The following is a 24,028-nucleotide window of genomic DNA, read 5'->3' as shown; positions in this document are numbered from 1 at the left end:
CTCAACGCAAAGCGATGGTAAGCCCAAACCGCGTAAGCAATGATCTCACGAGGAAAGCGAAAGCCCTTCAGGCGCGGCATAATCGTTGGCATGTTCATAAGCGCGATTTATCCGGGTCACTCAGCATGAACAACTTGGCAATACCGTTGATCTGTATCAATGACGTAGATCAGTTTCGGTGTCAGTTTTGTCGAGAGGAATTACCAACCATAGGAGCGACCCGCCATGAAGCAGAGAACATTTCTTAGTCTCGCCGTAGTCGCGGCAATTAGTGTCGGGTCAATTGGCGCATTGGCCCAACAGAATAATGGCGGCTGGTGGGGGCACGGTCGGATGAGTTCCGGCCAAATGGGGTCCGATCACATGCAAGGTTGGGGTTGGGGCAACATGGGGCCCGGACAACAAATGCGCATGCAGCGGCATTGGACGTACATGAACGAAGGGGTTCCCACAGCCTATCGCGGTGCCCGCAGTACGGTGCGGGGCACGGCACAGATCATCGCGGACGGTAAGGCGCTCTATTCGAATTCCTGTGCAAGTTGCCATGGCGCAAAAGGCCTCGGAGATGGTGAGGCCGGACGCTCTTTGGTTCCGTCCCCGGCTCTTCTGCAAAGATTCGTGCAAATGCCTATGGCGGGAGACGAGTACCTTCTCTGGGCGATCTTCGAAGGCGGTGAGCGTTTTGGAACTGATATGCCAGCTTTTGAAGAAGTACTAAGCGAAGACGACGTCTGGAAAATAATTGCATACATGCGCGCGGGTTTTCCGTAGGGCACTGCCTGACATTGACGCTGGATTAGCTAGCAAATTTGGTACTTGAAGCTACAGTAACTATAGCAATTACAACTCTCCTAAATCGAATCAAGGAGAGTGCCGATGACAATCGCTGAACCGTTACTTGCACCAACCCCAATCCTGAACTTCGACCATCCGTCAATTGCACGACTGGTCAAGGATAGAGCTTGGAACACCCCGTCGACACATGATCGGATCGGGGCTGTCTACGATTTCGTGCGCAATGAAATTGCCTTTGGGTACAACCGCTCAGACGACATCTCTGCCACCGATGTGCTCGCTGACGGTTTTGGTCAATGCAACACCAAAGGCACGCTTCTCATGGCGTTGTTGCGCGCGGTCGGCGTACGCTGCCGTCTTCACGGCTTCACTATTCACAAGGCGCTGCAACGCGGTGTCGTTCCGGAACTGGTCTATCCCATCGCACCCGAGGAAATCATCCATTCCTGGGTTGAGGTGGAGACAGAGTCGGGTTGGGTGAACCTCGAAGGGTTTATCCTTGACGCTGCGTTCCTGACGGCTCTGCAATCCTCTTTCTCCGGGACACCCAGTCTTTGCGGATACGGGGCAGGGACAGATTGCCTGCAGGCTCCACCTGTGGAGTGGACGGGTGGCGACACCTACATCCAAGAGACAGGCATTGTTCAGGATTTCGGGACCTTCGCGACGCCCGACGACTTTTACGCAAAACATCAGCAGTCGTTCAGCTTCGTAAAGGGCCTGTTGTACCGCCATATCATCCGCCATTGGATGAACGCCCGCGTGCGCCGGATCAGATCAGGTAGCGTGCCGCAGCTTCCTAGCGTGGCATTGCCTAATCATAAGCACGAGGAATCACGTCATGCCTCATGATCAGGGTCACGCGCATATTGACCCGGCGTCCGGAGATCGCCGTGTTTCCATTGCGATCTGGGCTAACGCACTTCTGACGGTTGCGCAGATCGTCGGTGGGATCCTGTCCGGCAGCCTCGCGCTTATTGCGGATGCGCTGCACAATTTCTCGGACATGGCATCCTTAGTGATCGCCTTTGCTGCGCGAAAGATCGCCAGACGCCCCGCCGACGAACGCATGACCTTCGGCTATGGCCGGATCGAAGTCGTCGCTGCATTGATCAATTACACCACCCTCATCCTCGTCGGCGTTTATCTGATTTACGAAGGCGGGATGCGGCTCATCGAACCGACCGAGGTGGCCGGTTGGACCGTGGTGATCCTGGGCTCAGTGGCGCTGGTCGTCGACACATTGACCGCCGTGCTAACCTACTCGATGCAAAAAAGCAGCGTGAACATCCGCGCTCTCTTCCTGCACAACCTGTCGGACGCATTGGCCTCTGTTGCTGTGATTATCGGCGGCTCCCTCATCCTGCTCTATGACATGTGGTGGGTCGATCCTGCGATCACGATCGGTATCGCGCTTTACATCCTCTATCTCGCTCTGACTGAAATCGGCCGCCCTATCCGCATCCTGATGCTCGGTAGCCCGCCCGACGTCGACAATGGCGCGGTTGTCGCTGCAATCAGGGACGTCGACGGAGTCCATGACGTTCACCACGTTCATCTTTGGCAGATGCAGGAGAATGAAGCGGCGCTGGATTGCCATGTCGTGACCGCTGATGGCGCATCCGGTGAAGGGATCAAAGCTGCCGTAAAGGCGCGCCTAGCCGAGGAGTTCGGCATCCGGCATTCCACGCTTGAATTGGAAGATCTTAAGAATGCGCACAATGGCGCGCGACTCTATGGGCATGAAGAGGCCGGACCATGATGGAATCGACGCTTCTCTTTCTCGGTCTGGGGCTTGCAGCAGCGACACTGGCTTCGATCCTTTGGTCAATCGCCGTTCCAGAGCGTCGCATCTGGCCACCTAAGCGCTACACAGCTTTCACACCCGTTCTGGTTTGGGTGCCGACCTTCTCCTTATTCGGCATCCTCATTTTACTTGGCGTCTGGGGGTGGGGCGATCTGGCAGTTCCAGGATGGCTGCGTTTCGGGATTGGGATACCCCTCATCGTGATAGGCAATATTGTCGTCTGGTCCGAAGTTGCCCATTTCGGGGTGCCGCAAACCGGCGGCGCGAAAGGCACGCTGAGGACCGCTGGCATGTATCGCTACTCACGCAACCCTCAATACGTGGCCGATATTGCCATTGTCGGTGGTTGGATGATCCTTACATCTTCACCTTCGGTGCTCATTGTAGGACTAGCAGCAATCCTTGTTTTGATAGCCGCACCCTTCGCAGAGGAGCCGTGGCTGAAGAAACAGTACGGTTCTGAGTTTGAGGACTATGCGGCTAGGGTGAGGAGATTTCTTTGACTCAATATCTAATCGTGCTGAAGCCAACGTTCACAACGGTGCAGCAATGCCAATGATAGGTATTGCCAAGTTGTTGACGTGGGCTTGTGTGGTATTGGTAATGGTAGGTTCAGGCCGCCATTTCCGCGGTGTAATCGTCCCAGAGGTTGAATGCGTCCGAGCGAGCTTGGCGGTATGATTTTGCGGTGAGTTGATATCGGCGGGGACGGAAGATCAGGTTGATTTGGTCATGGGCAGACAGAAATCTCTGAGCCTGTAGATGAGACTTAAACTTGCCGAATAGCTTCTCTCTTTTGCGGGTCGGTCGGTGGGACACTTCGATCGCGTTATTGAGACCTTTGTGGGCACGATGGTCAGCGTCCGGTGCCAGTACTTTGATTGGTTTGATATAGCTGCGCAGTTTGTCTGTGATGACGACTCTGGGTTCGCCGAATTTGGCAACCAACCCTTTGAAAAACCGCTTTGCAGCTTTGGCGTTTCGGCGAGTTTGCACGAGAATGTCGAGCGTGTCCACGTTTGCGGCGATCGCGCGCCACAACCAGTGCTTCTTGCCTCGGATAATGATCACGACTTCGTCCACGTGCCACTTGTCGTTTGGCTGTGGACGATCCCGCCTGATGCAATCTGCAAAATGTCGACCAAAGCGATTGACGCACAACCGAACTGTTTCCCGGCTGACGATCACGCCCCGCGCAGCCAACAGATCCTCGACGTCAGCGGTGCTCAACGCAAAGCGATGGTAAGCCCAAACCGCGTAAGCAATGATCTCACGAGGAAAGCGAAAGCCCTTCAGGCGCGGGATAATCGTTGGCATGTTCATGAGCGCGACATAGCTGGATCACTCAGCCTGAACAACTTGGCAATGCCGTTGAATCACCTTCGGCGTTGATGTCGTCTGCGAAACCGAAAATTACTGAGGCGAACATTGAACACCGGATGCGGTGGCAATATTTAGACCAAGGTATCTCGTTCGTTATATAAATTGACCAAGATCATTGCGGCAAATTCTGACATCACCAAGAAAGCAACATCAGATGGAATCCATGGGTGACGAATGTGTCGATTTTCAGTGAGGCAAGATGCCTGTCGTCAGTGTTAAGACTTTAGCGACAACCTAGCAGGCGCGCTTTCGTAGCGGGTCAGGGTAACCTTTCCTAGGAGGGAAATATGACTATGAATAATCTGAGCCGCCGAGCCGTGGTGTACGGAGTAGCAACGTTTGCGGCGGCTGCGGCGCTTCCTGCCTTCGCCAAATCCAGTTCGTCAATCCATGTCCTGAAGGATCCGAATTGCGGGTGCTGCGGCTCGTGGATCAAAATCATGCAAGCGGAAGGTTTTGAAGTAACCGTGGAAAACAGCGCATGGGAGGCCTTGAACGCTTACAAATCCGCCAACGGAATTCCGGAGGGCATGATGTCATGCCACACGGGTCGCATAGAGGGTTACATGATCGAAGGGCATGTCCCACCCGATGACATTCGACGCCTGGTGGACGAACGCCCGGATGCTGTTGGACTGTCGGTTCCGGGTATGCCTTTCGGCTCGCCGGGCATGGGGCCAGCAAGCGAACGCGAAGCCTTTGACGTCTTCCTGATCCACAAGGATGGAACCACAGAGGTGTTTGCCAGTTACCCTGCAGCATAAGTTCCTGGTGGCGCCAGCACGACCTAATGAAAAAACACTCAATTCTGTCAACGAGGTCAGCGCACATCTTCCAGGGTCACCGTGACGCCGGCACAAAGGTCACAAGCTAGCTCAAAAATGGTGCTGATGTCCAAAACGTTACCGGAAACCACTTGAAGCTCTAGCTGCTAGAGGCATTATGGATATCCTTTGATCGCTGGACCGTTGAACCGGCAGACATGATTGAAGAATTGGACCAGGACCATGCTGACGAGACGCCATTTCATACAAAAAACCACCGCGCTGTTTTCAGCGTCGGTATCCAGCCCGCTGTTGGCTAAGACCTGGCCAACGGGTTCGCAAAAGTCCGCCTGGGACGCCCAGGTTACACCATCTGGATATGATGCCGCCACAACAAACCCTTGGGGTGTGCACAAACGTTTTCTGCCGCGGCGGGTCACTGCGAACGATGGCCTGGTGCCTGGTGATATTCATGTCGATGCGGTGGCGCGGTATCTCTATCATATCGAAGAGGGCGGCACGGCGATGCGTTATGGCGTCGCCATTGCGCGTGGAAATCTCTACGAGCCGGGGACATATACGATCCGGCGCAAGGTTGAATGGCCACATTGGACCCCAACAGCGTCCATGATCGAGCGCAATCCGGAATATGCGGAATTCAGGAACGGGATGGAGCCGGGGCCGAACAATGCATTGGGATCCCGAGCGCTTTACCTGTTCGTTGGCGACCGAGATACTTATTTGAGGATCCATGGCACGCCGCAACCCAGAAGCATTGGCGGACGCGCCAGTTCAGGCTGCGTCCGCATGATCATGGCGCATATCAACGATCTTTATCCAACCGTCAAAGTCGGCTCGACCGCATATCTATACTCAGCCGAGGACAGCGTTACCGCGCAAACGTAATGGCCCCCGAAAATGAGTTGGCGGCCGCCCGATTGTCACGCTTCGCGTGCAACACAGATCGGGCCGCCATTTGTGGCGCGTAACGGTACCAGGGTCGTCTCGACCGCCCCGCTATACGCGTACCAATAACAATTGTCTTGCGGATCGAGGCGTGCAGTCGCCAAATTCTGCCCCGGGGCAGCAAGGGCCACTACGGAATCCGGCAGGTTTCCAATCTGGTTTTCCGCATCAAACTGCGATGAACACCCAGCGGTGACGGACAGCGCTGCAACGACAGCTAAGATCTTCTTCTGCATGTAGGCTTTTCCGACCATTGTTTCGATTCGTTGCCGGAAAGGTCGCACCGGCGTTGATGGCCCGCAAGCTGCAATGACATCGCATGTTCTGCAAGACAGCACACATTTTGGAAATTATCGAAAATTGGGCCTTGAAGCTCTAGTTGCTGTAGGGACTATCTGTTTCTGACCACGGAAAATCTTGAGGTATTTTCATGCCGTCCGACAGCCATTGCCACGATCGCAATCGTGATCATGATGCCAAACAAGGCCAACATTGCTGTGGTGGCGGAGCCAGCGCAGATGTGGCGCCGTCCGTGCCAGCTCCCGTCAATGGCCGAAGCTTTCAGGTCTCGGGTCTCGACTGCGCCGAAGAGGTGGCGATCCTGAACAGGGTCGTCGGACCGAAGGTCGGTGGAACAGACCATATCGCGTTTGATGTGATCAACGGACGGATGACGTTACTTGAAACTGCGGAAAAAATCTCTGATGACGAGATCAAGCAGTTGGTCGCCAGCACCGGGATGAGTGCCAAGCCCTGGGACGATGAGAATGCCGCCGAAGATCAGGCGGCGCATATCGCGCGGCAGCGACGTTTCACCATGCTCAGTGGTGGGTTCTGGGCGGCTGGTTTCCTGTGGCATCTGGTCGAAACCGGAATGGGTGGTGCGCTCGGTTTGTTTTCAGGACATGGCGACGTGCAGATGCCCTTGCCTGAGGCGGCGTTGTTCGCCGTTGCAATCCTGTTTGGCGTCTGGCTGGTGGCCCCCAAGGCCTGGTCCTCGGCACGGCGGCTTTCGCCTGACATGAACCTGCTGATGGTTGTTGCCGTCTGCGGCGCAATCGGTTTGGGCGAGTTTTTCGAGGCCGCAACCGTTGCCTTCTTCTTTTCGCTCTCTCTCTATCTGGAAAGCTGGAGTGTCGGGCGCGCGCGTAATGCTGTCTCGGCGCTGCTTGATCTTGCACCACCGACGGCGCTGGTGCTGCGACCGGACGGTCGGGAAGAGGTGGTTCCGGCGGCCGAAGTGGTTGTCGGCGACAGTTTCATCGTGCGCGGGGGCGACCGCATTCCGCTGGACGGAGAGGTCATAGACGGTGCTGGCGCCGTCGATCAGGCACCGATCACCGGTGAAAGCGCCCTGATGCCCAAGGAACAGGGCGACGAAGTCTATGCCGGTACTATCAACGGCGAAGGGACCCTTATGGTGCGCGCCTCAAAGGCGGCGTCGGACACTGTTCTGGCCAAGATCATCCGCATGGTCGGTGATGCCCATGCCCGGCGTGCGCCGGTTGAACAATGGGTGACCAAATTCGCCCGTATCTATACGCCGATCGTGATGATCGTCGCGGTTGCCATCGCTCTTATTCCGCCGCTTGCCTTTGGTGCACCTTGGGGATTCTGGATCTATAACGCGCTGGTTCTTCTGGTCATTGCCTGCCCCTGCGCGCTGGTGATCTCAACGCCGGTTTCCATCGTCGCGGCACTGACCGCATCGGCGCGGGCCGGAGTGCTGATCAAGGGCGGTGCCTACATCGAGGCCCCAGGCCGCACCACGGCGCTGGCCATGGACAAGACCGGAACGATCACCATGGGCGAGCCGGAGGTGGCGCTTGTCCACCCGTTGGGCGGCACGTCCAAGCACGAGTTGCTGGCAAGTGCCGCCAGCCTTGAAGTGCGATCCTCGCACCCGCTGGCGCGTGCCATCCTGACACGGGCCGAGGCCGAGGACATTACGGCTTCTGCCGCGGAAGATACCCGCACAGTGCCGGGCCGGGGTCTGGAAGGCCGTGCCGGGGGCCGCTCGGTCTGGCTGGGCTCGGATCGTTTTGCCACCGAGAAGGGATTTGGTGATGCCATCCCGACCGGTCTGCGTAACCAGATCGAAGGCGCGGGCAGTACGCTTGTGGTTGTCGGTGACGAGACCGGGGTCACGGGTGTTCTAGAAGTGCGCGATCGTATTCGGCCTGACGCCAAACATGTTGTGGCAAAGCTGCACGCGCAGGGCGTGAAAACGATTGTCATGCTGACAGGCGACAACGAGCGCACAGCGCGGGCTGTGGCCGCCGAGGTTGGCATCGACGAGGTGCGCGCCGAACTGTTGCCCGACGACAAGGTGACGGCAATCGAGGAACTGGCCGAGCGTCACGAGATTGTGGCCATGATCGGCGACGGCGTGAACGACGCGCCGGCCATGGCGCGGTCGCATTATGCCATCGCCATGGGGGCGGTCGGCTCGGACGCGGCGATCGAAACGGCGGATATCGCGCTGATGACGGATGATATCGGCAAGGTGCCGTGGCTCATCGGACATTCGCGCCGGACCATGTCGATCATCCGTCAGAACATCGGTTTCTCGCTTGCGACGAAGGCTGTGTTCGTGGGCCTCACGAGTGTAGGTATGGCTTCAATGTGGGGTGCCATCGCAGCAGATGTCGGTGTTTCACTGCTGGTTGTGGCCAATGCACTACGCCTGCTGAGAGCAGAGGAAGACAAGGCTGGGCCGCGTGGAGGACAAAGGGTCAGCGAACCTCTGGCGGAGCGCGCTGTGGCGCATGGACATTGATCGGATTCTGACCTCGTGGTATCAGATCCACATAGGAGACCTCTAAAAAGAGGCATAGAGCAGTGATGGTTGGCAAATTTCCAAGACGATTTTTCCTTTTGGGCGGCGTGACCGCTTTCCTGTCGGGATGCGCGAACAAGTTCCGCTCCTACACAGGGCCAGAAGTCACACGGCTTCGCCTGTACAAGTCGGAGCGATTGCTGGTTCTGGATGGAGCAGAAGGAGTGTTGCGCACCTATCCGGTCGACCTTGGCTTCGCGCCAAATGGACACAAGCAGTTCGAAGGCGACGGGCGAACACCTGAAGGCGCTTATGTCATCGACCGGCGAAATCCGGACAGCCTTTTCCATTTGTCCATTGGTATCTCATACCCGAATGAAGCAGACCGCGCTTTCGCTGAGGCGCAGGGTAAGTCGCCAGGAGGTGACATCTTCATTCATGGTGGCCCGCGACGAGGCGTTGATCCGATGGGTAAGCGAGACTGGACCGCCGGGTGCATCTCTGTCACAGACCGCCAGATCGAAGAGGTCTACGCAATGGTGCCCGACGGAACGCCCATCTACATTCTTGCCTGACAGAGGCGTGAACTCTCAAAAGACTTCAACAAAATAGGGCTTCACCAGATACTGGCAACGATGTGAATCGCAAAGGCCATTACACTTCGAAGCGTTTTCGTGAAGGGACGTTCCTTCCCGCCGCATCAGCAAGAGTTGCATTAGGAAACCAGACGCAAAATGGCAACCGAAGCGATAAAAGCAAGCAGGCCAAATGCGATTCCGTATCCTGTTGCGTATTGAAGTATGTCAACACGGTTTCCGTTTCTCCGTTTGGCCAGTAAGCCGCCCCAAATTGCACCACCCAAGGCGCCCGCAATTGCAATCATATCTAATCCTCGTTTCCTCGGTTTTCGTGTTCTGAATTAAGATCGGGGCCGTCATCAACACATAGCAAGGTAAGTTACTTGAGGTGTGTTGCCGAGCGGGACGTCGAATGGATCAGAGCCTGTCCGTAACCCGTTCCGAAAGATGCTCCTCAAGCTGGGCTCGTGCGACGGTCAGCCGTTCCAGAGCGGCAGTGTCCGCAGATTTGTCACCTGTGATTTCAGCGAGGCGGTCATCTGCAAGCGGATCGGTTGGTCGTCCGTCGACCAGCACCTCATAATGCATGTTGGGCCCGGTCGCAGTTCCAGACGATCCCACGCGTCCGATCACTTCGCCAGCCTTTATGCGTTGACCTTTTGACAGGTCATCGGTGACCGAGCTGAGATGAGTGTAGCGTGTGACCGTGTCCGACCCGTGCGCGATTTCCACCACGCGGCCATATCCCCCGCGCCACCCGACATAGGACACCCGTCCAGGCGCTGTTGCGTGCACAGGGGTGCCGCGCGCGGCGGCGAAATCGACGCCGGTATGCATCCGCACGTTGCCGTAGATCGGATGTTTGCGCCGGCCAAACACCGAGCTCAGACGTGCACCTTCGACAGGTTGTGCAAACACACGAAGCAACTCGCCATCAACATAGATTGTGGCGCGTCCGCTGCTGTCATCCGGCCAGACCACTTCGTAGAGCGTCTCACCCATCTCCAGCGCCGCAAAGGCAAGGTCCGGCTGGCCGATCCTCTGGTCATCCAAACGGTTTTCGCGCCAGAGCAGGCGAAGCGTTTCGCCGCCGCTGAGCTCGCGCCTGAAATCGACCGTACCGCTCAGCATCTGTGCCAGATCCACCGCAAATCGCGCAGGCAGGTTTGCATCATCCAGTGCTGCTGCAATCGAACTTTCGATGATCGTCTTTCCGGCAATCGTTACGGTGTCAGGCTCAGGGGTCACAACCCGTGTGGCCAGAGATTGGCCAAAGACTGCCTCGACGCGGACACCGTCATCAACCGCAAGTGTTATGCGCAGCGGGCGGCCATCGGGCGTTTGGGTAAGCGCGATCGAATGACCCGGGCGCAGACGACGCAAGTCAAATTCTGCTCCCAGCGCCAGTGCGATCTCGGCGCGGTCAGTCGCATCAAGTCCGGCCTCGGCAAGAACTGCATCAAGGGTTTCACCGGACTCAATCTCGCGTGACCAGGTTTTCAAAGGTGGATCAATGGCCGGCAAGGGGTCATCAGCTGATGCGACTGCGGGGACAACAGGTGGTTTCATATCTGGCCAGGACTCGAGACGGCCGGCCGCCACGTCCATCGTAGGCGTCGCGTCAATTTGCGGTAGCTCGGGGTATTCCGGGGGCTGAAAACTTGCTGCTACAGGAGCCCGCGTCGCAGGTTCTTTTGGAGTAAGAGCAAAGACCGCAGCGACTGCCAACGAAACACCAACGGCAGCAGCTGCCAAATGTTTTGCTTTCATGACGTTTCTTCCGTTCCTCTTTTCATTGCGCGGCGAATTTTGGGGACCGCGAAATCCCTTTTCTCGTGGTAGTCGATGGTGCTGGCGAACTGGCCGTCAGTGCCGAAAAGGAAAACGCTGGCGGTGTGGTTCATCGTGTAATCACCATCATTTGTCGGGACCTTCTCGTATGTCGCTCGGAAGTCTTCGGCGGCTTTGGCGATTTGTTCAGGTAGACCGACCCATCCGCGAATGGCAGGGTGGAAATAGCTGACGTAATCGGCCATGGCGTCGATGGTGTCGCGTGCGGGATCGACGGTGATGAACACGACGTTCAGCTGCTCGGCATCATCCCCCATCCCGTCAAGCCAGTCCGAGATATCAGACAGCGTGGTCGGGCAGACGTCAGGGCAATAGGTAAAGCCGAAAAACACCATGCTTGCGCGACCGGTAAGCGTTCGCGTGTTTACCGTGTTGCCTTCGTGGTCGGTCATACGGAAATCCATGGCCGACAAGGAAAGCGGCCGCAGCGGATCAGGGTCGGGTGCACCGGGGCCGTCTACCTGCCACCAACCCGCAACAAGCGTAAGACCCAGCACGCCAATACCAGCCGCACCCATCTGCAACAGACGTCTGCGCTGCATCAGTTTTCTGGCCCTCGCGCCGCTATTCCATAAATCGGCACTTCGACCGACATCTCTTCGCCATCGGCAAAGATCAGTGTCAATGCAAAGCTCTCGCCTTTGGTCATCGGCCGTTGGAGCCGCATCAGCATGGCGTGCAATCCGCCGGGCTCCAGTGCCACCGAGGCACCTGGGGCGATCTCGATATTCCCGGCTGGCGCCATAGAGCTGACCCCTTGTTCATTGGTCGAAGTCTGATGAATTTCCGGCATCTCTGCTAGGTCTGTGCGGATGCCGGTCACCGTGACTGCCTCGTCGCCGGTGTTGCGGATCGTCATATAGGCCGCACCCGGGCGGTTGGTTCCGATCGATGCGCGAGACCAGGCGTCTTCAACAACAATTTCGTCGGCCCCTGCCAGAACGGGCGCTGAAAGACCGATGCTCAGGGCAAAAGCGGCAAAGGCACTTGCCAGTGCGGTCTTCTTTGGTTGGAATTTCATGATTTTGCTCACATGCGTGATTAACTTTGCGCCGCTGCTACTTCTGCCGCGACCAGACGCCTCAACTCGGCCTCACCAAATGGATCGAGTGGCTTGCCATTGACGAAGAAAGTGGGAGTTTGCTGTATGCCAACAGCCGCAACGTCCGCACGTTCCTGATTAAGTAGCCCCGTTGTCTGAGGCGCGCGCATCTGCGTCTTTGCCGCCTCGACATCAAGACCCGCCGATGCTGCAATCTGCAGGATCAAACCCGGTTCGGGTGCGCCATGCGCGGCCCATCTGGGTTGTTCTCTCAGTACGGCTTCCATCACCGGCTCGAAAACGTCCTGCATCCGCGCGGTTTCCAGTACGCGGATCGCTTCTTCTGACGCTTCGCCATGGAACGGGGTGTAACGAATAACGACGCGCACGGCGTCGCCGTGTTGTGCCATGATGTCTTTCACGATCGGATGAAATGCGCGACAAGCTTCGCAGGCCGGATCGAAAAACTCGACAATGGTGACGGGTGCGTCTTCCGGGCCAAGGACCGGAGAATAGGGTCGGATGAGCGTTTCAGCGATGCCAGGCGCAACCGGATCGGCAACGCCTGCTGATTTTGAACGGTTCACGTACCACGCACCGCCGCCGAAACCGACAGCTCCGAGCGCGAGAACGGACAGGATCAAACCACGTCTGTTCATTCTTGTATCTCCTTGAGTGAAAGGGCGGACAGCACGCCGATAAGTGCAAACGCAACGAGCGCCATCAGCGGGATTGGGATGCCAAAGACCAATTGGTTCGCATCCGTACAGGAGGGTCCCGTTGCGGTGCAGGGCTGTATTTTTTCAGGGATCAGACCGACGTAAAGGCCCATGTGCCACAAGGCCACGCCCGCGCCGCCAATCGCCAGCGCGACCCCGTATCGACCGACGCGCCAGTCTTGCCACCACAGGCCGAGCCCAAGAATGATGGCCAATGGGAACATGAAGGCGCGCTGGAACCAGCAGAGCAGGCAAGGCGTTTGTCCCAGCACCTCGCCGATGAACAAAACGGCAAGCGATGACAACAGCGCCAGCATCCAGGCCAGTCCGAGAGCGGTTTCTTTGGTCAATCGGGTCATTGTCGTCAGATTCTCTGTTTTAGATCCGCCAGAATGTCTTCGGCGGGCGTGCCGTAAGACCAGGACTCGGCAAAATCTGCCTGTGTGTCGAACAGGAACAGATGCGACGTGTGCCCCATTGTGTACCCATCGGGTGCCGAGGCCTCCTCGACCCGTTCGTAAAAGATCGGAAAAGACTCGAAGGTTTGCTCGATTTGCTCAGGCGTGCCGGTCAGGCCAACAATGCCTGCATCAAAGAGCGGCACATATTCGGCCAGGACCGAAGGCGTATCCCGCTCGGGGTCGATGGAGATGAAGATAGGTTGGACCTCTTCCGCTTTGTTTCCCAGACCGTCCATGACGGCCGCGACCTCGGACAGGGTCGTCGGGCAGACATCCGGGCAGTTTGTGAAGCCAAAAAACACCAGCATCCAACGCCCGGCATAGTCGTTTTCGGATCGTGTGACGCCCGAATGATCGGTCAAGTCGAACCTGGCGCTAAAAGCTGCGGCGCTGGTTTGGTTTTGGCTGGCGCTGTAATCTGACCAAAGCATCAGATAGACAAACGAGGCCGTGGCGACTCCTGCTACAGCCCATAGGAATTTTTGGAACTTTGTCAGTTTCAACGCGAATTGCCTGCTTTGATTCTTATATCTGGATGCGCATGTACATGCTCTAGCTGCTAGAGGTTCAAGGCAGTTTTGGTATCTGCGGCGGGGTGTCACGGGTTCGGCGAATTTATGCCGTTTCACTTGTCGGTCGCCGCATTCAAAACTACAGTCACTGTATCTTTGAATGGAGACACATGTGCTTACAATCGGTACCCTTGGAAAAAAAACTGGAACAAAGGTCCAGACGGTTCGCTACTACGAGCAGATCGGGTTGATGCCGGAGCCTGGCCGAACAGAAGGGGGGCAGCGGCGCTATGGCGATGCCGAAGTCGACCGCCTGTCCTTTATTCGACATGCGCGCCAGTTGGGATTTCCGCTGGAGGCGATCCGTGAACTCCTTGATCTGAGTGACAATCCGGATTGCTCTTGCGCAGAGGCAGACTCCATCGCGCGTCGGCAACTCAAACAGGTCGAGCAAAGAATGGCCCGCCTCGAAGCACTGCGTACCGAACTTCAACGCATGGTGCACGAATGCAGCGGCGGCAACACATCTGAATGCCGTGTTCTCGAAGTATTACGCGATCATTCCGAATGCCTGACCAACCACGAAGAAATCGACGCCTGACGTCGAAAGACGAACTCGAGACCGTAAGAAAGACTTCTTGAACCTACAGTGACTGGAGCAATTAAACATCTCTCAAACGATTCGTGGAGAGATATTATGGCTGCCAACGATCCGCTTCTTACGGCCACGCCGCTACTGGATTTTGAAGTTGGGCCCATTGCCGCGCTCATCGCCAATCGTCGCTGGCGCGACCTACCGCAAACAGATCGCATCGGCGCGATTTATGACTTCGTGCGAAATGAGATCGCTTTCGGCTACAACCACGCCGATGACATCCCCGCCTCGGATGTACTGGCCGATGGGTATGGGCAATGCAACACCAAGGGTACGCTATTGATGGCGCTTTTGCGCGGGGTGGGTATCCGATGCCGCTTGCACGGTTTTACAATCCACAAGCAACTGCAGCGTGGTATCGTGCCTGAGCTTGTCTACCCACTGGTTCCACAAGAAATCGTGCATTCCTGGATCGAAGTTGAGGCCGACGAGTCATGGTTGAACCTCGAAGGGTTCATTCTGGACGAGATATTTCTGCGCGTACTGCAGCAGACCTTTGCCAGGACCGAAAGCTTGTGTGGCTATGGGGCGGGTACCGAATGCCTGAGTGCGCCCCTGGTCGATTGGAAAGGTGACGACACTTACATTCAAAAAGCCGGCATCGTGCAGGATTTCGGCGTCTTTGATACGCCCGATGCCTTTTATTCCGATCACGCGCAGGAATTCGGTCGTGTGCAAGGCTGGCTATACCGTTTTGTGATCCGACATTGGATGAATGCGCGCGTTCGGGCCCTCCGGTCCGGGAAATTGATAGCCCGAATTGCGGCAACACATTCGCACGGAGAAAGACACGATGCCACATGATCGCCAGGGTCACAGCAATACCCACTTGCCTCCGGAATGCGGAGACCAACAGATTCCAGTCGCGGTGTGGGTCAACGGTTTTTGACCGTCGCGCCAACTCCGAAATTGTTGACGTAGCAGCAATAGGCAAAAATGTTTCTGTGAGAGGGTCTAAGGTGGAAAGACACCGCCCCTCATGACCCTTGTCCAACCAGACGGCGTGTTGGGATCTTGCATACGAAGAAACGAATATCCGGTGTCTTGCCATGGTTTCATCTGATTTGTCAGATTGTCGAGCACATAGTCCCCACTCTTTGTTCGGATGATCAAAACGGCGTGCGAGTTCCGCCGCCTATCTAGTGCGGTTGCGATTGACAGTCTGGATGGGGCAAGACCAATGCGAATTAGTTCCTTTTTCTTCAGAAGTGCGAAATCCTCGCAATCACCGCCGCGAGCCGTTGGTAACGTCCAGACTTCTTTGCGACCGTATTGGTTTTGATCTGAAACCACGCGTACTTTCCGATTTATCTCGCGATTAACTTCAGCCGCTAACCTGAGTTGGGTGGCGGTGTCCAAGACACTGGTAGTGGTGGATCGGTCGCAGGCCCACGGATAGCTTTGGCAAAGTTCCCTGGCCCCTGTCGGGGCGGGGACCGCTTTGATTTCGTGTAGAAGGGTATTTGCAAAAGTCGACGACGGAACGGCAATCGCAATTCCAGCAATGGTCACAAGACTTAATACGAACTGACCGGCATAACAAAAAGCCCGCTTCGCGATACAATTGACCATCGTATACTCCGTTCGTTTGGAAAAAGGTCCCTAGTTCTCTGAGTATCAGTAGCACCAGTCTCTAAAATAATCAGGCTTGTACTTTAGATCGGCTTAATGGTAGCGGAATCATGCTGCAAATCTTGTTTCCGGGTTACCGTTCTCCGTGTTTTTCGCCTATTTTCAGTGTGTTTGAACTGCCTTTTGACTGGTGCCGTCAGGTTGGATTTGTGCAAGTTAACTGGACATCAGAGAAAACCGAACCGTCGCTTAAGTCGGGAACGCTAGCTAAACCGCTTTTGCAAGGCGGTGTTCAGGGCCTCGGATAGTAGCACCAGTCCAACGATGGCCAACGTGACGGTTGCGGCTTTGTCATATTGAAACGAACGCACGTAAGTCTGGACATAGAGGCCGATGCCACCCGCACCGACGATGCCGAGGATCAGGCTTTCACGCAGGTTCAGCTCGAACCGGAACACGGTGTCACGCATGATCACCGGTGCCATTTGCGGCCAGATCGCCCAACGTAGTTGCTGCGTTCGGCTGGCACCCGCGCTTTCCAGCGCGGCCACTGGCGCGGCGGCGACATTGTCGATGGCCTCGGAATAGAACTTGGCCAACATGCCTGTGGCGTGAAAGGTGATGGCCAGTATGCCGGGCAAGGGCCCAAGCCCCACCGCACCAACCATCAGCATCGCAACAAGGATAAGCGGTATCGAACGGATCACTGCAAGCAAGCCACGCACCGGACGCCAGATGGCCGGAGGCACCAGCGTTTCGGCGGCCAGAACGGCCAGCCCGGTGGACAGGATCACGGCAAAGAGAGTGCCCAGGATGGCGATCCGCAGTGTTTCTGCCAGACCTCTCAGCACCTCGGGCCAGATCGAGAGGTCGGGTGGGATCATGCGCCCCAGAAACTCAGCCAGGCGCGATCCTGCACCGGGTAGCTTTTCAAGCCCCATATCGGCACTGGTCAGAGACCAAAGGATAGCAACCGCCAAAGCACCCCAAATGACAGATCGGCCCATCAGCTGACCACACGCAACCCTGCTGCGGCGCTGATACCGTGATACAGCCCGTCGATATCTTCGCTTGTCACCTGACCAGACCGTTTGTCGAACAGGATCTCACCGTCACGAAGGCCCAGAATGCGGTCAGCAAACCGGCGCGATAAATCAGGCTGGTGCGAGCTGAACATGACGCCGATCCCGCGACTGCGCGCTGCGCCGGTGATCAGGCCCAGGATGCGCTCGGCATGGGCGGGGTCCAGATTGCTGACCGGTTCATCCGCCAGGATCAGTTCGGGGTCTTGCGCCAGACAGCGGGCAATCGCCACGCGCTGCCTTTGACCTCCCGACAACCGATCTGCACGTCGATGCGCCAGATCGGACAGGCCAGTATCCTGAAGCGCCCGGGTGACGCATATATGGTCCTGCTCGCTAAAGCGGCCCCAAAGCGCAGGCCAGCTTTTCATCCGGCCCAACCGCCCGTTCATTACGTTCTGATAGACGCTCAGCCTGTCGACCAGCGCGAATTCCTGGAATATGAAACCAATGTCGGCACGGATCTCACGCGCCGGAGACCTTGTTGCTGACAGCTGATTGCCCAGCACACTGGCCTGGCCCTGCCAACCGCGCAGCCGACCATCCAGCAGCGCCAGCATCGTGGACTTCCCCGCACCAGATGGCCCGAGCAACGCAACGCTTTCACCCGGTTGCACGGAAAGCGACAGGTTGGTCAACGCCGCTGCACCGCCGAAGCAGTGCGACACCGCGTCGAGTGCGATGACGGCGGTCATTTCAGAAACCCATAGCGCCGCGCGGTCTCGCGCACGCCGTCATACACGGTCGGGTCGGCAAGAACATAACCATCCGGGCCAAAGAGATAGGCCAACAGATACCGGTTCTCAGCCTCGTTGAGACGCAGCATGGTGTCCACGAATTTCGCCTGCAATCCTGCGTCAAGGTCAGGGCGGGCGATGACCGCATGGCTGGGGATCTGTTCGGATTCAGCCAGCACTTTGACCTCGGCCTGCTGATCCGGGGTCAAGTAGAGATCAGCGTATTGAGTGGCTCCTGCCGCATCGACCAGCCCATTGGCCATGGCCTGCATCGCCTGCTGATAACCGCCTGCAAAAAATTTCTGACCGAAAAAGCTGTCCGCATCACCCGTGCCGGTAAACAGCCCGGCACGCACGAACAGATCGAGCGGATAAATGTAGCCGGATTCCGACACCGGATCGGAAAAGGCAATGTCGCGCCCCTCAAGGTCGGCCAAGGTTTCGATCCCGCTGTCGCGACGCACGAAGACGCGGCCAGAATAGCTGGGCTGTCCGCGATAGACCTCAGACAGTAGCGGCACGGCGCCGATCTGATCCTCGGCCAGGACAAATGGCAGCGCCCCCATGAAAGAGATGTCGGCATCGCCATTGCGCAGGGCCTCGACGGCAGCGGCATGGTCGAAAGTGACAAACCCGGTGACCGGGACGCCCATCTGATCCGTCAACCATTTGGTGATGACCTTGATATCCCCCAGCAGCTTCTCAGGGTTCTCCTGTGGGATGAAAGCCAGTTTCAGACCCTGATTGGCCGCCGCCAACGCGGGCATGGCGATCATGGTGGCGGTAGCGGCCAGAAAGTTGCGACGCGACACCATCAGAACATCCTCTCGTCGATTTCGACCTGCATAACCTTGAACAATTCCCATTGGCGGTTTGCCTCGCCCCAGTTACCGCTGGCGCTGGCATCGCCGACCGCTCGCAGAATGTTGGAGAACTCATAGATTTCCGGCTTGGAACTCTGATTGACCATGACACTGGCATCCGCCGCCAGATCGGGGGCGACCGTGTCGATAAGCAGCGCGATGTTTTCGGAATCCTGCATCGGCAACAGGGTGTCCAACGTGCTTGCGAAGGTAGTTAGCTCTTCCCACGACAGGCGGAATACGCTGTCACGACCATCGAACACCTGATACGGCTCTTCGCCATCGCCCACAGCCTCGACGTAAGCGGTCAGATCGGCGCGTTGAGCCTCATCCAACCCTAGTTCCTTGGTGTCGTTGAACCAATCCACTACGCTGGCCAGCGTTGGCAATGATCCGTCGTGCATGTAAGGCGCGGTGAAATTGACGTTGCGCAGCGTCGGTGTTTCGAACGCGGTTGGTGTACCGCCCGGGAACGGAGGCTCGGCGCTGCCGATATCATAGGTCACCCCGTCGCGGAATTGGCGGTTCGGCGTATGACATGATGCGCAGGACTTGTCGTCCAGACCGGCAAACTCGGTGTTGAACAATACCTCTCCGCGTTTGGCCGCATCGGATGCCAGATCGGTCAACCTGCCTGCCCGGTCAATCTTAGGGTTGGGCAAAAAGTCGAACTGTTTGACGTAAGCCTCCAGCGCATCCAATTGGAAGGGTGTCGGTTCCTTTCCGGCAAATTCTGTCACGATCACATTTCGGATGAACCGGCGCAGGCTGGGTTCGCGCCCGTCCCGGCCATAAGGTGCCGTGAACCGGATACCGCGCATCGACGGCGTGTCCAGATGATCGTCCGTTCGGTCATTGAACATCGGATTGAAGAATGATCCGTCCACATCCATGCCGCCGGCATGAGAGGACAGGCCGGGAATGAAGAAATCGCGATTCACATCCGACCGGTTGTGGCAGGTGGAACAGGCAATCCCCAGCTCGCGCGCGGGGCCGCCAAAAATCTCAGGGCTGTCGAACAGCATGTCGCCAAAAGCCACCAGCGGCAAGTTGGCTTCGTCCTCGCCAGCTTCTTCGAATTGCAGCACCAACCGGGGCAGTTGGCGCTGATCAGCGATGTTTGATCCGGGCGGAAGGGTGGCCGGAAGCGTGACTGGCGTTCCGCTGCGAACCACTGTTTCGGGGATTGGCGTTAGCGTGTTTCGCTCTGCAAACTCCGATGGAAGGTAATTTGCCCGGATATAGCCAGCTACAACACTGTGCGCCTCGGCAAATCTATCGGCATCAACATTCCGCGCACCGTTACCCAATACGCCCGCGCTACCAAGGGAAGAGTTCAGAACCAGCCAGGCCCGCCCCAGATCACGCGCGGCTTGTGCATCGGCAGCCTTGATGCCGTCCTCAAAAGCGCGAAACAGGGCGGCAGCCTGAGACACCTCCAATGCGGCTTCGGGCTGGCCAAGCGCCGCCTTGGCCGCATCCAGATGCCGCAGGATTCCACTTGCGACGGCTGCAGTGCTGGCCTCGAACAGTGCTTGGCGGCTTTCGGATTCCAGTGCGCGGCTGATCGCTTGTGCCTCGACGTCGGAAACGCGCGAAATCGCATCAATCTGCAGATCACTGCCAAGGGGCGGCGACATCCAGCTTTGTTCGATCTTGTCCCACGGAACCGGGCTCAGGTTTCCCATGAACAATGTCAATCGGTATGCAGCTGCCCGCGGTGCCCACGGTGCCTCTTCGATTGCTGTGGCGCCTGCCATGACAGGCAGAAAACCGAGGAACGTGGATGCAATTAGATTCTTCATAGCCGCTTCTACAATTATTAGCCCTGTCTAACTTATTCGTGACCGGCAGACCGTTGTCAAGCCGCGCGATGCAATGCATACAAGTAAAGGCAGCCCAATGACGTAATCGTGAGCCAAATGACCGACAGCACTCCACAGGACGCCGACCGCAAGATTGACAGTCAGGCCAGTGGATTCGAAGCGGTTCGCACGGCACATCAAAGCGAAATGGTTGAGGATTATGTGGAGCTTATTGCTGAACTGATCCACGAGAGGGGCGCAGCGCGACCGGTGGAAATTGCCGAACGCCTTGGTGTGACCCAACCCACTGTTTCAAAGAACCTGGCCCGGCTAAAACGCGAAGGGTTGATCGAGCATGAACCTTACCGCTCGCTCCGTCTTACGGAAACGGGACGCCAATTGGCTGAGGCGTGCCGGAAACGTCATCGGATCGTTGTGGATTTCCTGGTTGCCTTGGGCGTTTCACCGGAGGTTGCCGAGCATGATGCCGAGGGTATCGAACATCATGTCAGCGAGGAAACCCTCGGTGTGTTCAGTGATTTCACGGAGCGCAAGTCAAAGCCATTCTGAAATCGACGCGGATAATCTCTGAGCGGTAAGAACTGTTAAAGATCGGCCGTGAGTGAGGCGCGCGCCGCAGTGACTGGGAAGTCTGTTGCCTGTGAGGCATGCTAGCCAACACTGGGGCAACCGAATTCCCAATTAAACTTGCTCACGGTTTCTTTGTACTTGAGAGCTGCGGAAGATTAAAATTCACTACTGTTGCCACTTTCTTACCTCTAATTGGCCTACACCCTATCCACGAAAAGCCCCAATTTCTTGCCATGTGTTGGTCTCGCAAACGTTCGCTGCGCCTTAGTTTTCCAATTAGACGGTCGCAAATTTCCGACCGTTGAAAAAGCGCTCAACCCAAGGAAAACAAAATGACTGGAAACATTACTCAATGGGTGTTTTTGACAACAGCAAAAGTTGCGCTTTGCGTAACGGTAGCTGCTGGAATGTCGTTATTTTCTCCTGCGCCTGCCGGTGCGTCAAGCTTGCTGCACTCGGTCAAAGCAGTGCCGGCTCCGAAAGGTGCCGTTGGACTATGTCAACGCTACCAATGGGCCTGTGACCGATCGCGGACCGCAACAGTCAATGAAGCAAATGAGATACTAAAGTTAGCCTCAAAAGTGAACTTATTGGTAAATCGATCTTTTCGTGAGATATCAGACCGAAAACAGTACGGACGGGACGAAGAGTGGGCTTTACCTACCGGTCGGGGCGGTGATTGCGAAGACTTCGCTTTGGCCAAAAAACGTGAATTAATCCGCCATGGGGTCGCCCCATCAATATTACTACTAGCTACCGGTTTCGACCGAAAAAGGAACTCGCACGCGGTCTTGGTCATTCGCACAAGTAACGGCGATTATGTTCTCGACAATTTGACCGATAAGATGAAGAAGTGGAATAAGACAGGAATATCATTTATCCGTATGCAAGACCCAAGCACTCCAACTGGCTGGACGCTGGTGATGCGCGGCGGAATGTTTCCGACTTAGTCTTGAAGTCATGCGTATAGTCAAATCCCGTTGATAAACGCCGCTCCAAGCATTCATTCGGATCTGCTTAGTTCGAGCTCACAAGCAGATACAGGAGCACGATAGCAGCGCGGTCTAGACGACGGCACAAAGTCGGCTTTTGGGAAACTGATAAACTCTGGCCTGATCGATAGGCAGTTAGGCATAAATGTGGACGGGCGTTCCGTCTCGTACCATCGCATAGACCTCTTCGACCTGCCGATCAGTGACAGAGATGCATCCCGCAGTCCAATCTCGCTTGTTCATAGGGTCAATAGGCCTTGATAAAGATCGCATCAGAGTGCGGCAGTGCCATCACAAAGTAGTGCAACTTGCATTCGATCCCGCAGATCACAACAAGCGTCTCGCCAAAATCCACCCGCCCATGCCCCGGTGCGTGGCTCAGCGGCACGAAGACCTCTTTGGTGCGGCGTTTCTTCTCCCGGACATAATCGGTGACAATGGTAATCCCGCCAGTGAACCCATGCTCATCACGCAGCCGGGCATTAATGCGTTTGGCGATATGGCGCTGCTTCTTCAGCTTGCTTTTGTCATCTTCAAGGATCTGGTCGATGATCCCGGAAAAGGCATCCAACTTCGGACGTGATGGTGTTTTGCTGCGCCGATACACCGGCGGCACCGAGTGCTGCAAAGTCTTCGATACCGTCTTGCGGTCAATCCCAAAGATCCGCGCAGCCTCCTGCCTGCTCATACCCTCAACATGGCACGCACGGCGCACCCGATTGTTAAGTCCCACAGAATACATCTCCCCGCCCGTCGCTCGTTGCCTCGGGCGTAAAGTGGCGGAATTTTACTCCGCTATGACCGGATTATCCGACCGTTTCTGTGGTCCAATTTGTCTCCGGGATTCACAGATTTTACTGCGGAGAGGTGCATGGCTTGACCATCGGGCATTTGGCTTCTGTTCGTGAAAAGATCAAAGGGCTGAGGAAGCTGGGAAAAGCTCTAGCCAGGATGGTGACTGGGTGCAGTCAGAGCGGCGTGTCCGACTGCCCGACCGTTTAAACACTTTTCCAAGCGCGCTGAGGTTCGAAACTCATATCCGGGAAGGTCGCGCTTTCTGCGGGATGTGGAAGGTCATAGCAGACATCGTCAACTGCAGTTTTAGTGGCAGGTTTGTTTGCGACCTCGATTGTCTAGAGCGCTCGCAACGAACGACCGGTCCCATTATGGTGGGGCGAAAAGGACCCTTTTCGCGGCAGTAATCGACACCCCTTGTCGGATATCCTCAATAGTGAGATAGCGACTGCAACAAAATCAGGTACATAATTTTTCGAATTCTTGAGACGCCTAACACCACTGATTTCCAACCATCAATCCATGAATGGACCTTCGTGCAATGTGCAGTTAAATGCTGGTCGGAACGCCATGATAGAGTGTGGATTAGGGTATGGCTGGCAAGGTGTAGGCAATGGAGAGATATTTTGCGATCGACATGCCGTTTTGGCGGTTTGCACGGAACACACTGATTGTTAGCTGTCTTGCGTTGGCCCCATTGTTGCTGGCCTTCGTTCTGCGTACGCCGGGCTTTGCGACGCACCTTCTGAACGGCGGTTCCGCGTTGGGCCGGTTTCTGCGCCAGGTGGTGACGAACGGGCTGCCTGTCGTGTTCGCTGTGAACTATCTCAGCTTTTTTCTTTTTGCCGTCGGGGTAAGGGCGCGGGGCAAGGGGGCCATCCCGGTCCGGTATCTGTTGATCGATTTGCAACTTCGGGCTGTCCTGTTCATCGTGCTGCATGCGCTGATTTACGCGTTATCGGCCGATTGGTTCGGATCTTTTGGTGGTGACCGCGCAGTGGCGTTGCGGGTGGTTGGGCCAACGCTGGTGCGCTCCGCGTATTTCGAGAACATCTCGGGCGTTTATCTGTACGCCACGCTGGTCGGTGCGCTGCCGCTGTACCTATCAATCGTGCAAAGCCAAATCACCCATGGTACGGGATTTCCGGCCCAACTGGCACGCCGCGTACCCGGGCGGGGCGGACCTGTGATTTTAGCTCTGCTACTGATTGCGGTGTCAGTGGTTGTTCTGACCGCCGCGGCGGCGCTGATTATCCGGTTACAGTCGGTTTAGGGCTGA

The 24,028-nt window shown here is 56.5% G+C and carries 27 protein-coding genes and 2 pseudogenes; 13 read left to right on the top strand and 16 right to left on the bottom strand.

The window, feature by feature from the left end:
- Window positions 1-98 (bottom strand): annotated as a pseudogene (locus AC2FFA_RS18930) (IS6 family transposase); the annotation flags it as partial.
- 127 nt (window positions 99-225) lie between these two features.
- On the opposite strand from AC2FFA_RS18930, the gene AC2FFA_RS18925 reads away from it, so the two are divergent.
- The 4 genes from AC2FFA_RS18925 (at window position 226) to AC2FFA_RS18910 (ending at window position 3,105) form a co-directional block, all read left to right on the top strand.
- Window positions 226-771: a c-type cytochrome gene (locus AC2FFA_RS18925; protein ID WP_496727249.1), complete on the top strand. Its 546-nt coding sequence runs from the start codon at window positions 226-228 to the stop codon at window positions 769-771.
- Between the two features lie 105 nt (window positions 772-876).
- Window positions 877-1,647: a transglutaminase-like domain-containing protein gene (locus AC2FFA_RS18920; protein WP_496727250.1), complete on the top strand. Its 771-nt coding sequence runs from the start codon at window positions 877-879 to the stop codon at window positions 1,645-1,647.
- On the top strand, window positions 1,637-2,557 hold the full coding sequence (locus AC2FFA_RS18915; RefSeq protein ID WP_496727251.1) for a cation diffusion facilitator family transporter: 921 nt from the start codon (window positions 1,637-1,639) through the stop codon (window positions 2,555-2,557). The genes AC2FFA_RS18920 and AC2FFA_RS18915 overlap by 11 nt, the downstream gene beginning before the upstream one ends.
- A complete protein-coding gene (locus tag AC2FFA_RS18910; RefSeq protein ID WP_496727252.1) occupies window positions 2,554-3,105 on the top strand; it encodes a methyltransferase family protein in 552 nt (183 codons plus the stop codon). Before AC2FFA_RS18915 ends, AC2FFA_RS18910 begins: the two co-directional genes overlap by 4 nt.
- Before the next feature lie 109 nt (window positions 3,106-3,214).
- Here AC2FFA_RS18910 and AC2FFA_RS18905 read toward each other — a convergent pair whose 3' ends face one another.
- Window positions 3,215-3,925, bottom strand: a complete 711-nt coding sequence (locus AC2FFA_RS18905; protein ID WP_496852770.1) for an IS6 family transposase — start codon at window positions 3,923-3,925, stop codon at window positions 3,215-3,217.
- 347 nt (window positions 3,926-4,272) lie between these two features.
- On the opposite strand from AC2FFA_RS18905, the gene AC2FFA_RS18900 reads away from it, so the two are divergent.
- On the top strand, window positions 4,273-4,749 hold the full coding sequence (locus AC2FFA_RS18900; protein WP_496727239.1) for a DUF411 domain-containing protein: 477 nt from the start codon (window positions 4,273-4,275) through the stop codon (window positions 4,747-4,749).
- Between the two features lie 243 nt (window positions 4,750-4,992).
- Window positions 4,993-5,655, top strand: coding sequence for a L,D-transpeptidase (locus tag AC2FFA_RS18895; RefSeq protein ID WP_496727241.1), 663 nt, complete (start codon window positions 4,993-4,995; stop codon window positions 5,653-5,655).
- A gap of 35 nt (window positions 5,656-5,690) precedes the next feature.
- Here AC2FFA_RS18895 and AC2FFA_RS18890 read toward each other — a convergent pair whose 3' ends face one another.
- Window positions 5,691-5,951 carry a hypothetical protein gene (locus AC2FFA_RS18890; RefSeq protein WP_496727242.1) on the bottom strand — a complete coding sequence of 87 codons (261 nt, stop codon included), beginning with the start codon at window positions 5,949-5,951 and terminating at the stop codon, window positions 5,691-5,693.
- A gap of 194 nt (window positions 5,952-6,145) precedes the next feature.
- On the opposite strand from AC2FFA_RS18890, the gene AC2FFA_RS18885 reads away from it, so the two are divergent.
- Both AC2FFA_RS18885 and AC2FFA_RS18880 read left to right on the top strand, forming a co-directional pair.
- Window positions 6,146-8,494 carry a heavy metal translocating P-type ATPase gene (locus tag AC2FFA_RS18885; RefSeq protein WP_496727243.1) on the top strand — a complete coding sequence of 783 codons (2,349 nt, stop codon included), beginning with the start codon at window positions 6,146-6,148 and terminating at the stop codon, window positions 8,492-8,494.
- A gap of 65 nt (window positions 8,495-8,559) precedes the next feature.
- A complete protein-coding gene (locus tag AC2FFA_RS18880) occupies window positions 8,560-9,069 on the top strand; it encodes a L,D-transpeptidase family protein (RefSeq protein ID WP_496727244.1) in 510 nt (169 codons plus the stop codon).
- Between the two features lie 420 nt (window positions 9,070-9,489).
- Here the strand turns inward: AC2FFA_RS18880 and AC2FFA_RS18875 are convergent, their stop codons facing one another.
- From AC2FFA_RS18875 to AC2FFA_RS18850, 6 genes are read right to left on the bottom strand one after another with little or no spacing between them, the layout of a single operon-like run.
- Complete coding sequence (locus AC2FFA_RS18875) at window positions 9,490-10,842, bottom strand: peptidoglycan DD-metalloendopeptidase family protein (RefSeq protein ID WP_496852769.1); 1,353 nt, start codon at window positions 10,840-10,842, stop codon at window positions 9,490-9,492.
- On the bottom strand, window positions 10,839-11,465 hold the full coding sequence (locus AC2FFA_RS18870; RefSeq protein WP_496852768.1) for an SCO family protein: 627 nt from the start codon (window positions 11,463-11,465) through the stop codon (window positions 10,839-10,841). The genes AC2FFA_RS18875 and AC2FFA_RS18870 overlap by 4 nt, the downstream gene beginning before the upstream one ends.
- The gene (locus AC2FFA_RS18865; protein ID WP_496852767.1) at window positions 11,465-11,944 is read right to left on the bottom strand and encodes a copper chaperone PCu(A)C; all 480 of its coding nucleotides are present in this window, start codon (window positions 11,942-11,944) and stop codon (window positions 11,465-11,467) included. The genes AC2FFA_RS18870 and AC2FFA_RS18865 overlap by 1 nt, the downstream gene beginning before the upstream one ends.
- Before the next feature lie 20 nt (window positions 11,945-11,964).
- Window positions 11,965-12,624: a DsbA family protein gene (locus AC2FFA_RS18860; RefSeq protein ID WP_496852766.1), complete on the bottom strand. Its 660-nt coding sequence runs from the start codon at window positions 12,622-12,624 to the stop codon at window positions 11,965-11,967.
- Entirely contained in the window at window positions 12,621-13,043 is a 423-nt protein-coding gene (locus AC2FFA_RS18855; protein WP_496852765.1) for a disulfide bond formation protein B, read from the bottom strand. Before AC2FFA_RS18855 ends, AC2FFA_RS18860 begins: the two co-directional genes overlap by 4 nt.
- A gap of 5 nt (window positions 13,044-13,048) precedes the next feature.
- On the bottom strand, window positions 13,049-13,648 hold the full coding sequence (locus AC2FFA_RS18850) for an SCO family protein (RefSeq protein ID WP_496852764.1): 600 nt from the start codon (window positions 13,646-13,648) through the stop codon (window positions 13,049-13,051).
- Window positions 13,649-13,829: 181 nt separating this feature from the next.
- Between AC2FFA_RS18850 and AC2FFA_RS18845 the strand changes: the two genes are divergently transcribed.
- Window positions 13,830-14,258: a MerR family transcriptional regulator gene (locus tag AC2FFA_RS18845; protein ID WP_496852763.1), complete on the top strand. Its 429-nt coding sequence runs from the start codon at window positions 13,830-13,832 to the stop codon at window positions 14,256-14,258.
- Window positions 14,259-14,354: 96 nt separating this feature from the next.
- A complete protein-coding gene (locus tag AC2FFA_RS18840; RefSeq protein WP_496852762.1) occupies window positions 14,355-15,116 on the top strand; it encodes a transglutaminase-like domain-containing protein in 762 nt (253 codons plus the stop codon).
- A 150-nt stretch (window positions 15,117-15,266) separates the two neighbouring features.
- Here AC2FFA_RS18840 and AC2FFA_RS18835 read toward each other — a convergent pair whose 3' ends face one another.
- The 5 genes from AC2FFA_RS18835 to AC2FFA_RS18815 all read right to left on the bottom strand — a co-directional run bounded on the left by AC2FFA_RS18835 (window position 15,267) and on the right by AC2FFA_RS18815 (window position 20,371).
- On the bottom strand, window positions 15,267-15,884 hold the full coding sequence (locus AC2FFA_RS18835) for a transglutaminase-like cysteine peptidase (RefSeq protein WP_496852761.1): 618 nt from the start codon (window positions 15,882-15,884) through the stop codon (window positions 15,267-15,269).
- 263 nt (window positions 15,885-16,147) lie between these two features.
- Window positions 16,148-16,891 carry a phosphonate ABC transporter, permease protein PhnE gene (phnE, locus tag AC2FFA_RS18830; RefSeq protein WP_496852760.1) on the bottom strand — a complete coding sequence of 248 codons (744 nt, stop codon included), beginning with the start codon at window positions 16,889-16,891 and terminating at the stop codon, window positions 16,148-16,150.
- Window positions 16,891-17,661 carry a phosphonate ABC transporter ATP-binding protein gene (locus AC2FFA_RS18825; protein WP_496852759.1) on the bottom strand — a complete coding sequence of 257 codons (771 nt, stop codon included), beginning with the start codon at window positions 17,659-17,661 and terminating at the stop codon, window positions 16,891-16,893. Before AC2FFA_RS18825 ends, phnE begins: the two co-directional genes overlap by 1 nt.
- The gene (locus tag AC2FFA_RS18820) at window positions 17,658-18,518 is read right to left on the bottom strand and encodes a phosphate/phosphite/phosphonate ABC transporter substrate-binding protein (protein ID WP_496852758.1); all 861 of its coding nucleotides are present in this window, start codon (window positions 18,516-18,518) and stop codon (window positions 17,658-17,660) included. Before AC2FFA_RS18820 ends, AC2FFA_RS18825 begins: the two co-directional genes overlap by 4 nt.
- A complete protein-coding gene (locus AC2FFA_RS18815; protein WP_496852757.1) occupies window positions 18,518-20,371 on the bottom strand; it encodes a cytochrome c peroxidase in 1,854 nt (617 codons plus the stop codon). The genes AC2FFA_RS18820 and AC2FFA_RS18815 overlap by 1 nt, the downstream gene beginning before the upstream one ends.
- Before the next feature lie 117 nt (window positions 20,372-20,488).
- On the opposite strand from AC2FFA_RS18815, the gene mntR reads away from it, so the two are divergent.
- Both mntR and AC2FFA_RS18805 read left to right on the top strand, forming a co-directional pair.
- Window positions 20,489-20,941, top strand: a complete 453-nt coding sequence (gene mntR, locus AC2FFA_RS18810; RefSeq protein ID WP_496852780.1) for a manganese-binding transcriptional regulator MntR — start codon at window positions 20,489-20,491, stop codon at window positions 20,939-20,941.
- A gap of 353 nt (window positions 20,942-21,294) precedes the next feature.
- Window positions 21,295-21,912, top strand: a complete 618-nt coding sequence (locus AC2FFA_RS18805; RefSeq protein WP_496852756.1) for a transglutaminase-like cysteine peptidase — start codon at window positions 21,295-21,297, stop codon at window positions 21,910-21,912.
- A 177-nt stretch (window positions 21,913-22,089) separates the two neighbouring features.
- Here the strand turns inward: AC2FFA_RS18805 and AC2FFA_RS18800 are convergent.
- Both AC2FFA_RS18800 and AC2FFA_RS18795 read right to left on the bottom strand, forming a co-directional pair.
- Window positions 22,090-22,206 (bottom strand): annotated as a pseudogene (locus AC2FFA_RS18800) (L,D-transpeptidase family protein); the annotation flags it as partial.
- Window positions 22,202-22,642: a hypothetical protein gene (locus AC2FFA_RS18795; RefSeq protein WP_496852779.1), complete on the bottom strand. Its 441-nt coding sequence runs from the start codon at window positions 22,640-22,642 to the stop codon at window positions 22,202-22,204. The pseudogene AC2FFA_RS18800 and the gene AC2FFA_RS18795, both read right to left, overlap by 5 nt.
- Before the next feature lie 720 nt (window positions 22,643-23,362).
- Here AC2FFA_RS18795 and AC2FFA_RS18790 point away from each other — a divergent pair.
- Window positions 23,363-24,022, top strand: coding sequence for a hypothetical protein (locus AC2FFA_RS18790; RefSeq protein WP_496852755.1), 660 nt, complete (start codon window positions 23,363-23,365; stop codon window positions 24,020-24,022).
- Window positions 24,023-24,028: the final 6 nt, after the last annotated feature.

The organism is Ruegeria sp. YTSB088, from assembly GCF_059609825.1.
Note: the sequence above shows the minus strand (reverse complement) of the source record. Positions and strands in the feature narration are given on the sequence as shown.

Excerpts from the sequence above, each read along its gene's own strand:
- AC2FFA_RS18925 (WP_496727249.1), top strand. The coding sequence starts at position 226 with ATGAAGCAGAGAACATTTCTTAGTCTCGCCGTAGTCGCGGCAATTAGT.
- AC2FFA_RS18920 (WP_496727250.1), top strand. The coding sequence starts at position 877 with ATGACAATCGCTGAACCGTTACTTGCACCAACCCCAATCCTGAACTTC.
- AC2FFA_RS18915 (WP_496727251.1), top strand. The coding sequence starts at position 1,637 with ATGCCTCATGATCAGGGTCACGCGCATATTGACCCGGCGTCCGGAGAT.
- AC2FFA_RS18910 (WP_496727252.1), top strand. The coding sequence starts at position 2,554 with ATGATGGAATCGACGCTTCTCTTTCTCGGTCTGGGGCTTGCAGCAGCG.
- AC2FFA_RS18905 (WP_496852770.1), bottom strand. The coding sequence starts at position 3,925 with ATGAACATGCCAACGATTATCCCGCGCCTGAAGGGCTTTCGCTTTCCT.
- AC2FFA_RS18900 (WP_496727239.1), top strand. The coding sequence starts at position 4,273 with ATGACTATGAATAATCTGAGCCGCCGAGCCGTGGTGTACGGAGTAGCA.
- AC2FFA_RS18895 (WP_496727241.1), top strand. The coding sequence starts at position 4,993 with ATGCTGACGAGACGCCATTTCATACAAAAAACCACCGCGCTGTTTTCA.
- AC2FFA_RS18890 (WP_496727242.1), bottom strand. The coding sequence starts at position 5,951 with ATGCAGAAGAAGATCTTAGCTGTCGTTGCAGCGCTGTCCGTCACCGCT.
- AC2FFA_RS18885 (WP_496727243.1), top strand. The coding sequence starts at position 6,146 with ATGCCGTCCGACAGCCATTGCCACGATCGCAATCGTGATCATGATGCC.
- AC2FFA_RS18880 (WP_496727244.1), top strand. The coding sequence starts at position 8,560 with ATGGTTGGCAAATTTCCAAGACGATTTTTCCTTTTGGGCGGCGTGACC.
- AC2FFA_RS18875 (WP_496852769.1), bottom strand. The coding sequence starts at position 10,842 with ATGAAAGCAAAACATTTGGCAGCTGCTGCCGTTGGTGTTTCGTTGGCA.
- AC2FFA_RS18870 (WP_496852768.1), bottom strand. The coding sequence starts at position 11,465 with ATGCAGCGCAGACGTCTGTTGCAGATGGGTGCGGCTGGTATTGGCGTG.
- AC2FFA_RS18865 (WP_496852767.1), bottom strand. The coding sequence starts at position 11,944 with ATGAAATTCCAACCAAAGAAGACCGCACTGGCAAGTGCCTTTGCCGCT.
- AC2FFA_RS18860 (WP_496852766.1), bottom strand. The coding sequence starts at position 12,624 with ATGAACAGACGTGGTTTGATCCTGTCCGTTCTCGCGCTCGGAGCTGTC.
- AC2FFA_RS18855 (WP_496852765.1), bottom strand. The coding sequence starts at position 13,043 with ATGACCCGATTGACCAAAGAAACCGCTCTCGGACTGGCCTGGATGCTG.
- AC2FFA_RS18840 (WP_496852762.1), top strand. The coding sequence starts at position 14,355 with ATGGCTGCCAACGATCCGCTTCTTACGGCCACGCCGCTACTGGATTTT.
- AC2FFA_RS18835 (WP_496852761.1), bottom strand. The coding sequence starts at position 15,884 with ATGGTCAATTGTATCGCGAAGCGGGCTTTTTGTTATGCCGGTCAGTTC.
- phnE (WP_496852760.1), bottom strand. The coding sequence starts at position 16,891 with ATGGGCCGATCTGTCATTTGGGGTGCTTTGGCGGTTGCTATCCTTTGG.
- AC2FFA_RS18825 (WP_496852759.1), bottom strand. The coding sequence starts at position 17,661 with ATGACCGCCGTCATCGCACTCGACGCGGTGTCGCACTGCTTCGGCGGT.
- AC2FFA_RS18820 (WP_496852758.1), bottom strand. The coding sequence starts at position 18,518 with ATGGTGTCGCGTCGCAACTTTCTGGCCGCTACCGCCACCATGATCGCC.
- AC2FFA_RS18815 (WP_496852757.1), bottom strand. The coding sequence starts at position 20,371 with ATGAAGAATCTAATTGCATCCACGTTCCTCGGTTTTCTGCCTGTCATG.
- mntR (WP_496852780.1), top strand. The coding sequence starts at position 20,489 with ATGACCGACAGCACTCCACAGGACGCCGACCGCAAGATTGACAGTCAG.
- AC2FFA_RS18805 (WP_496852756.1), top strand. The coding sequence starts at position 21,295 with ATGACTGGAAACATTACTCAATGGGTGTTTTTGACAACAGCAAAAGTT.
- AC2FFA_RS18795 (WP_496852779.1), bottom strand. The coding sequence starts at position 22,642 with ATGAGCAGGCAGGAGGCTGCGCGGATCTTTGGGATTGACCGCAAGACG.
- AC2FFA_RS18790 (WP_496852755.1), top strand. The coding sequence starts at position 23,363 with ATGGAGAGATATTTTGCGATCGACATGCCGTTTTGGCGGTTTGCACGG.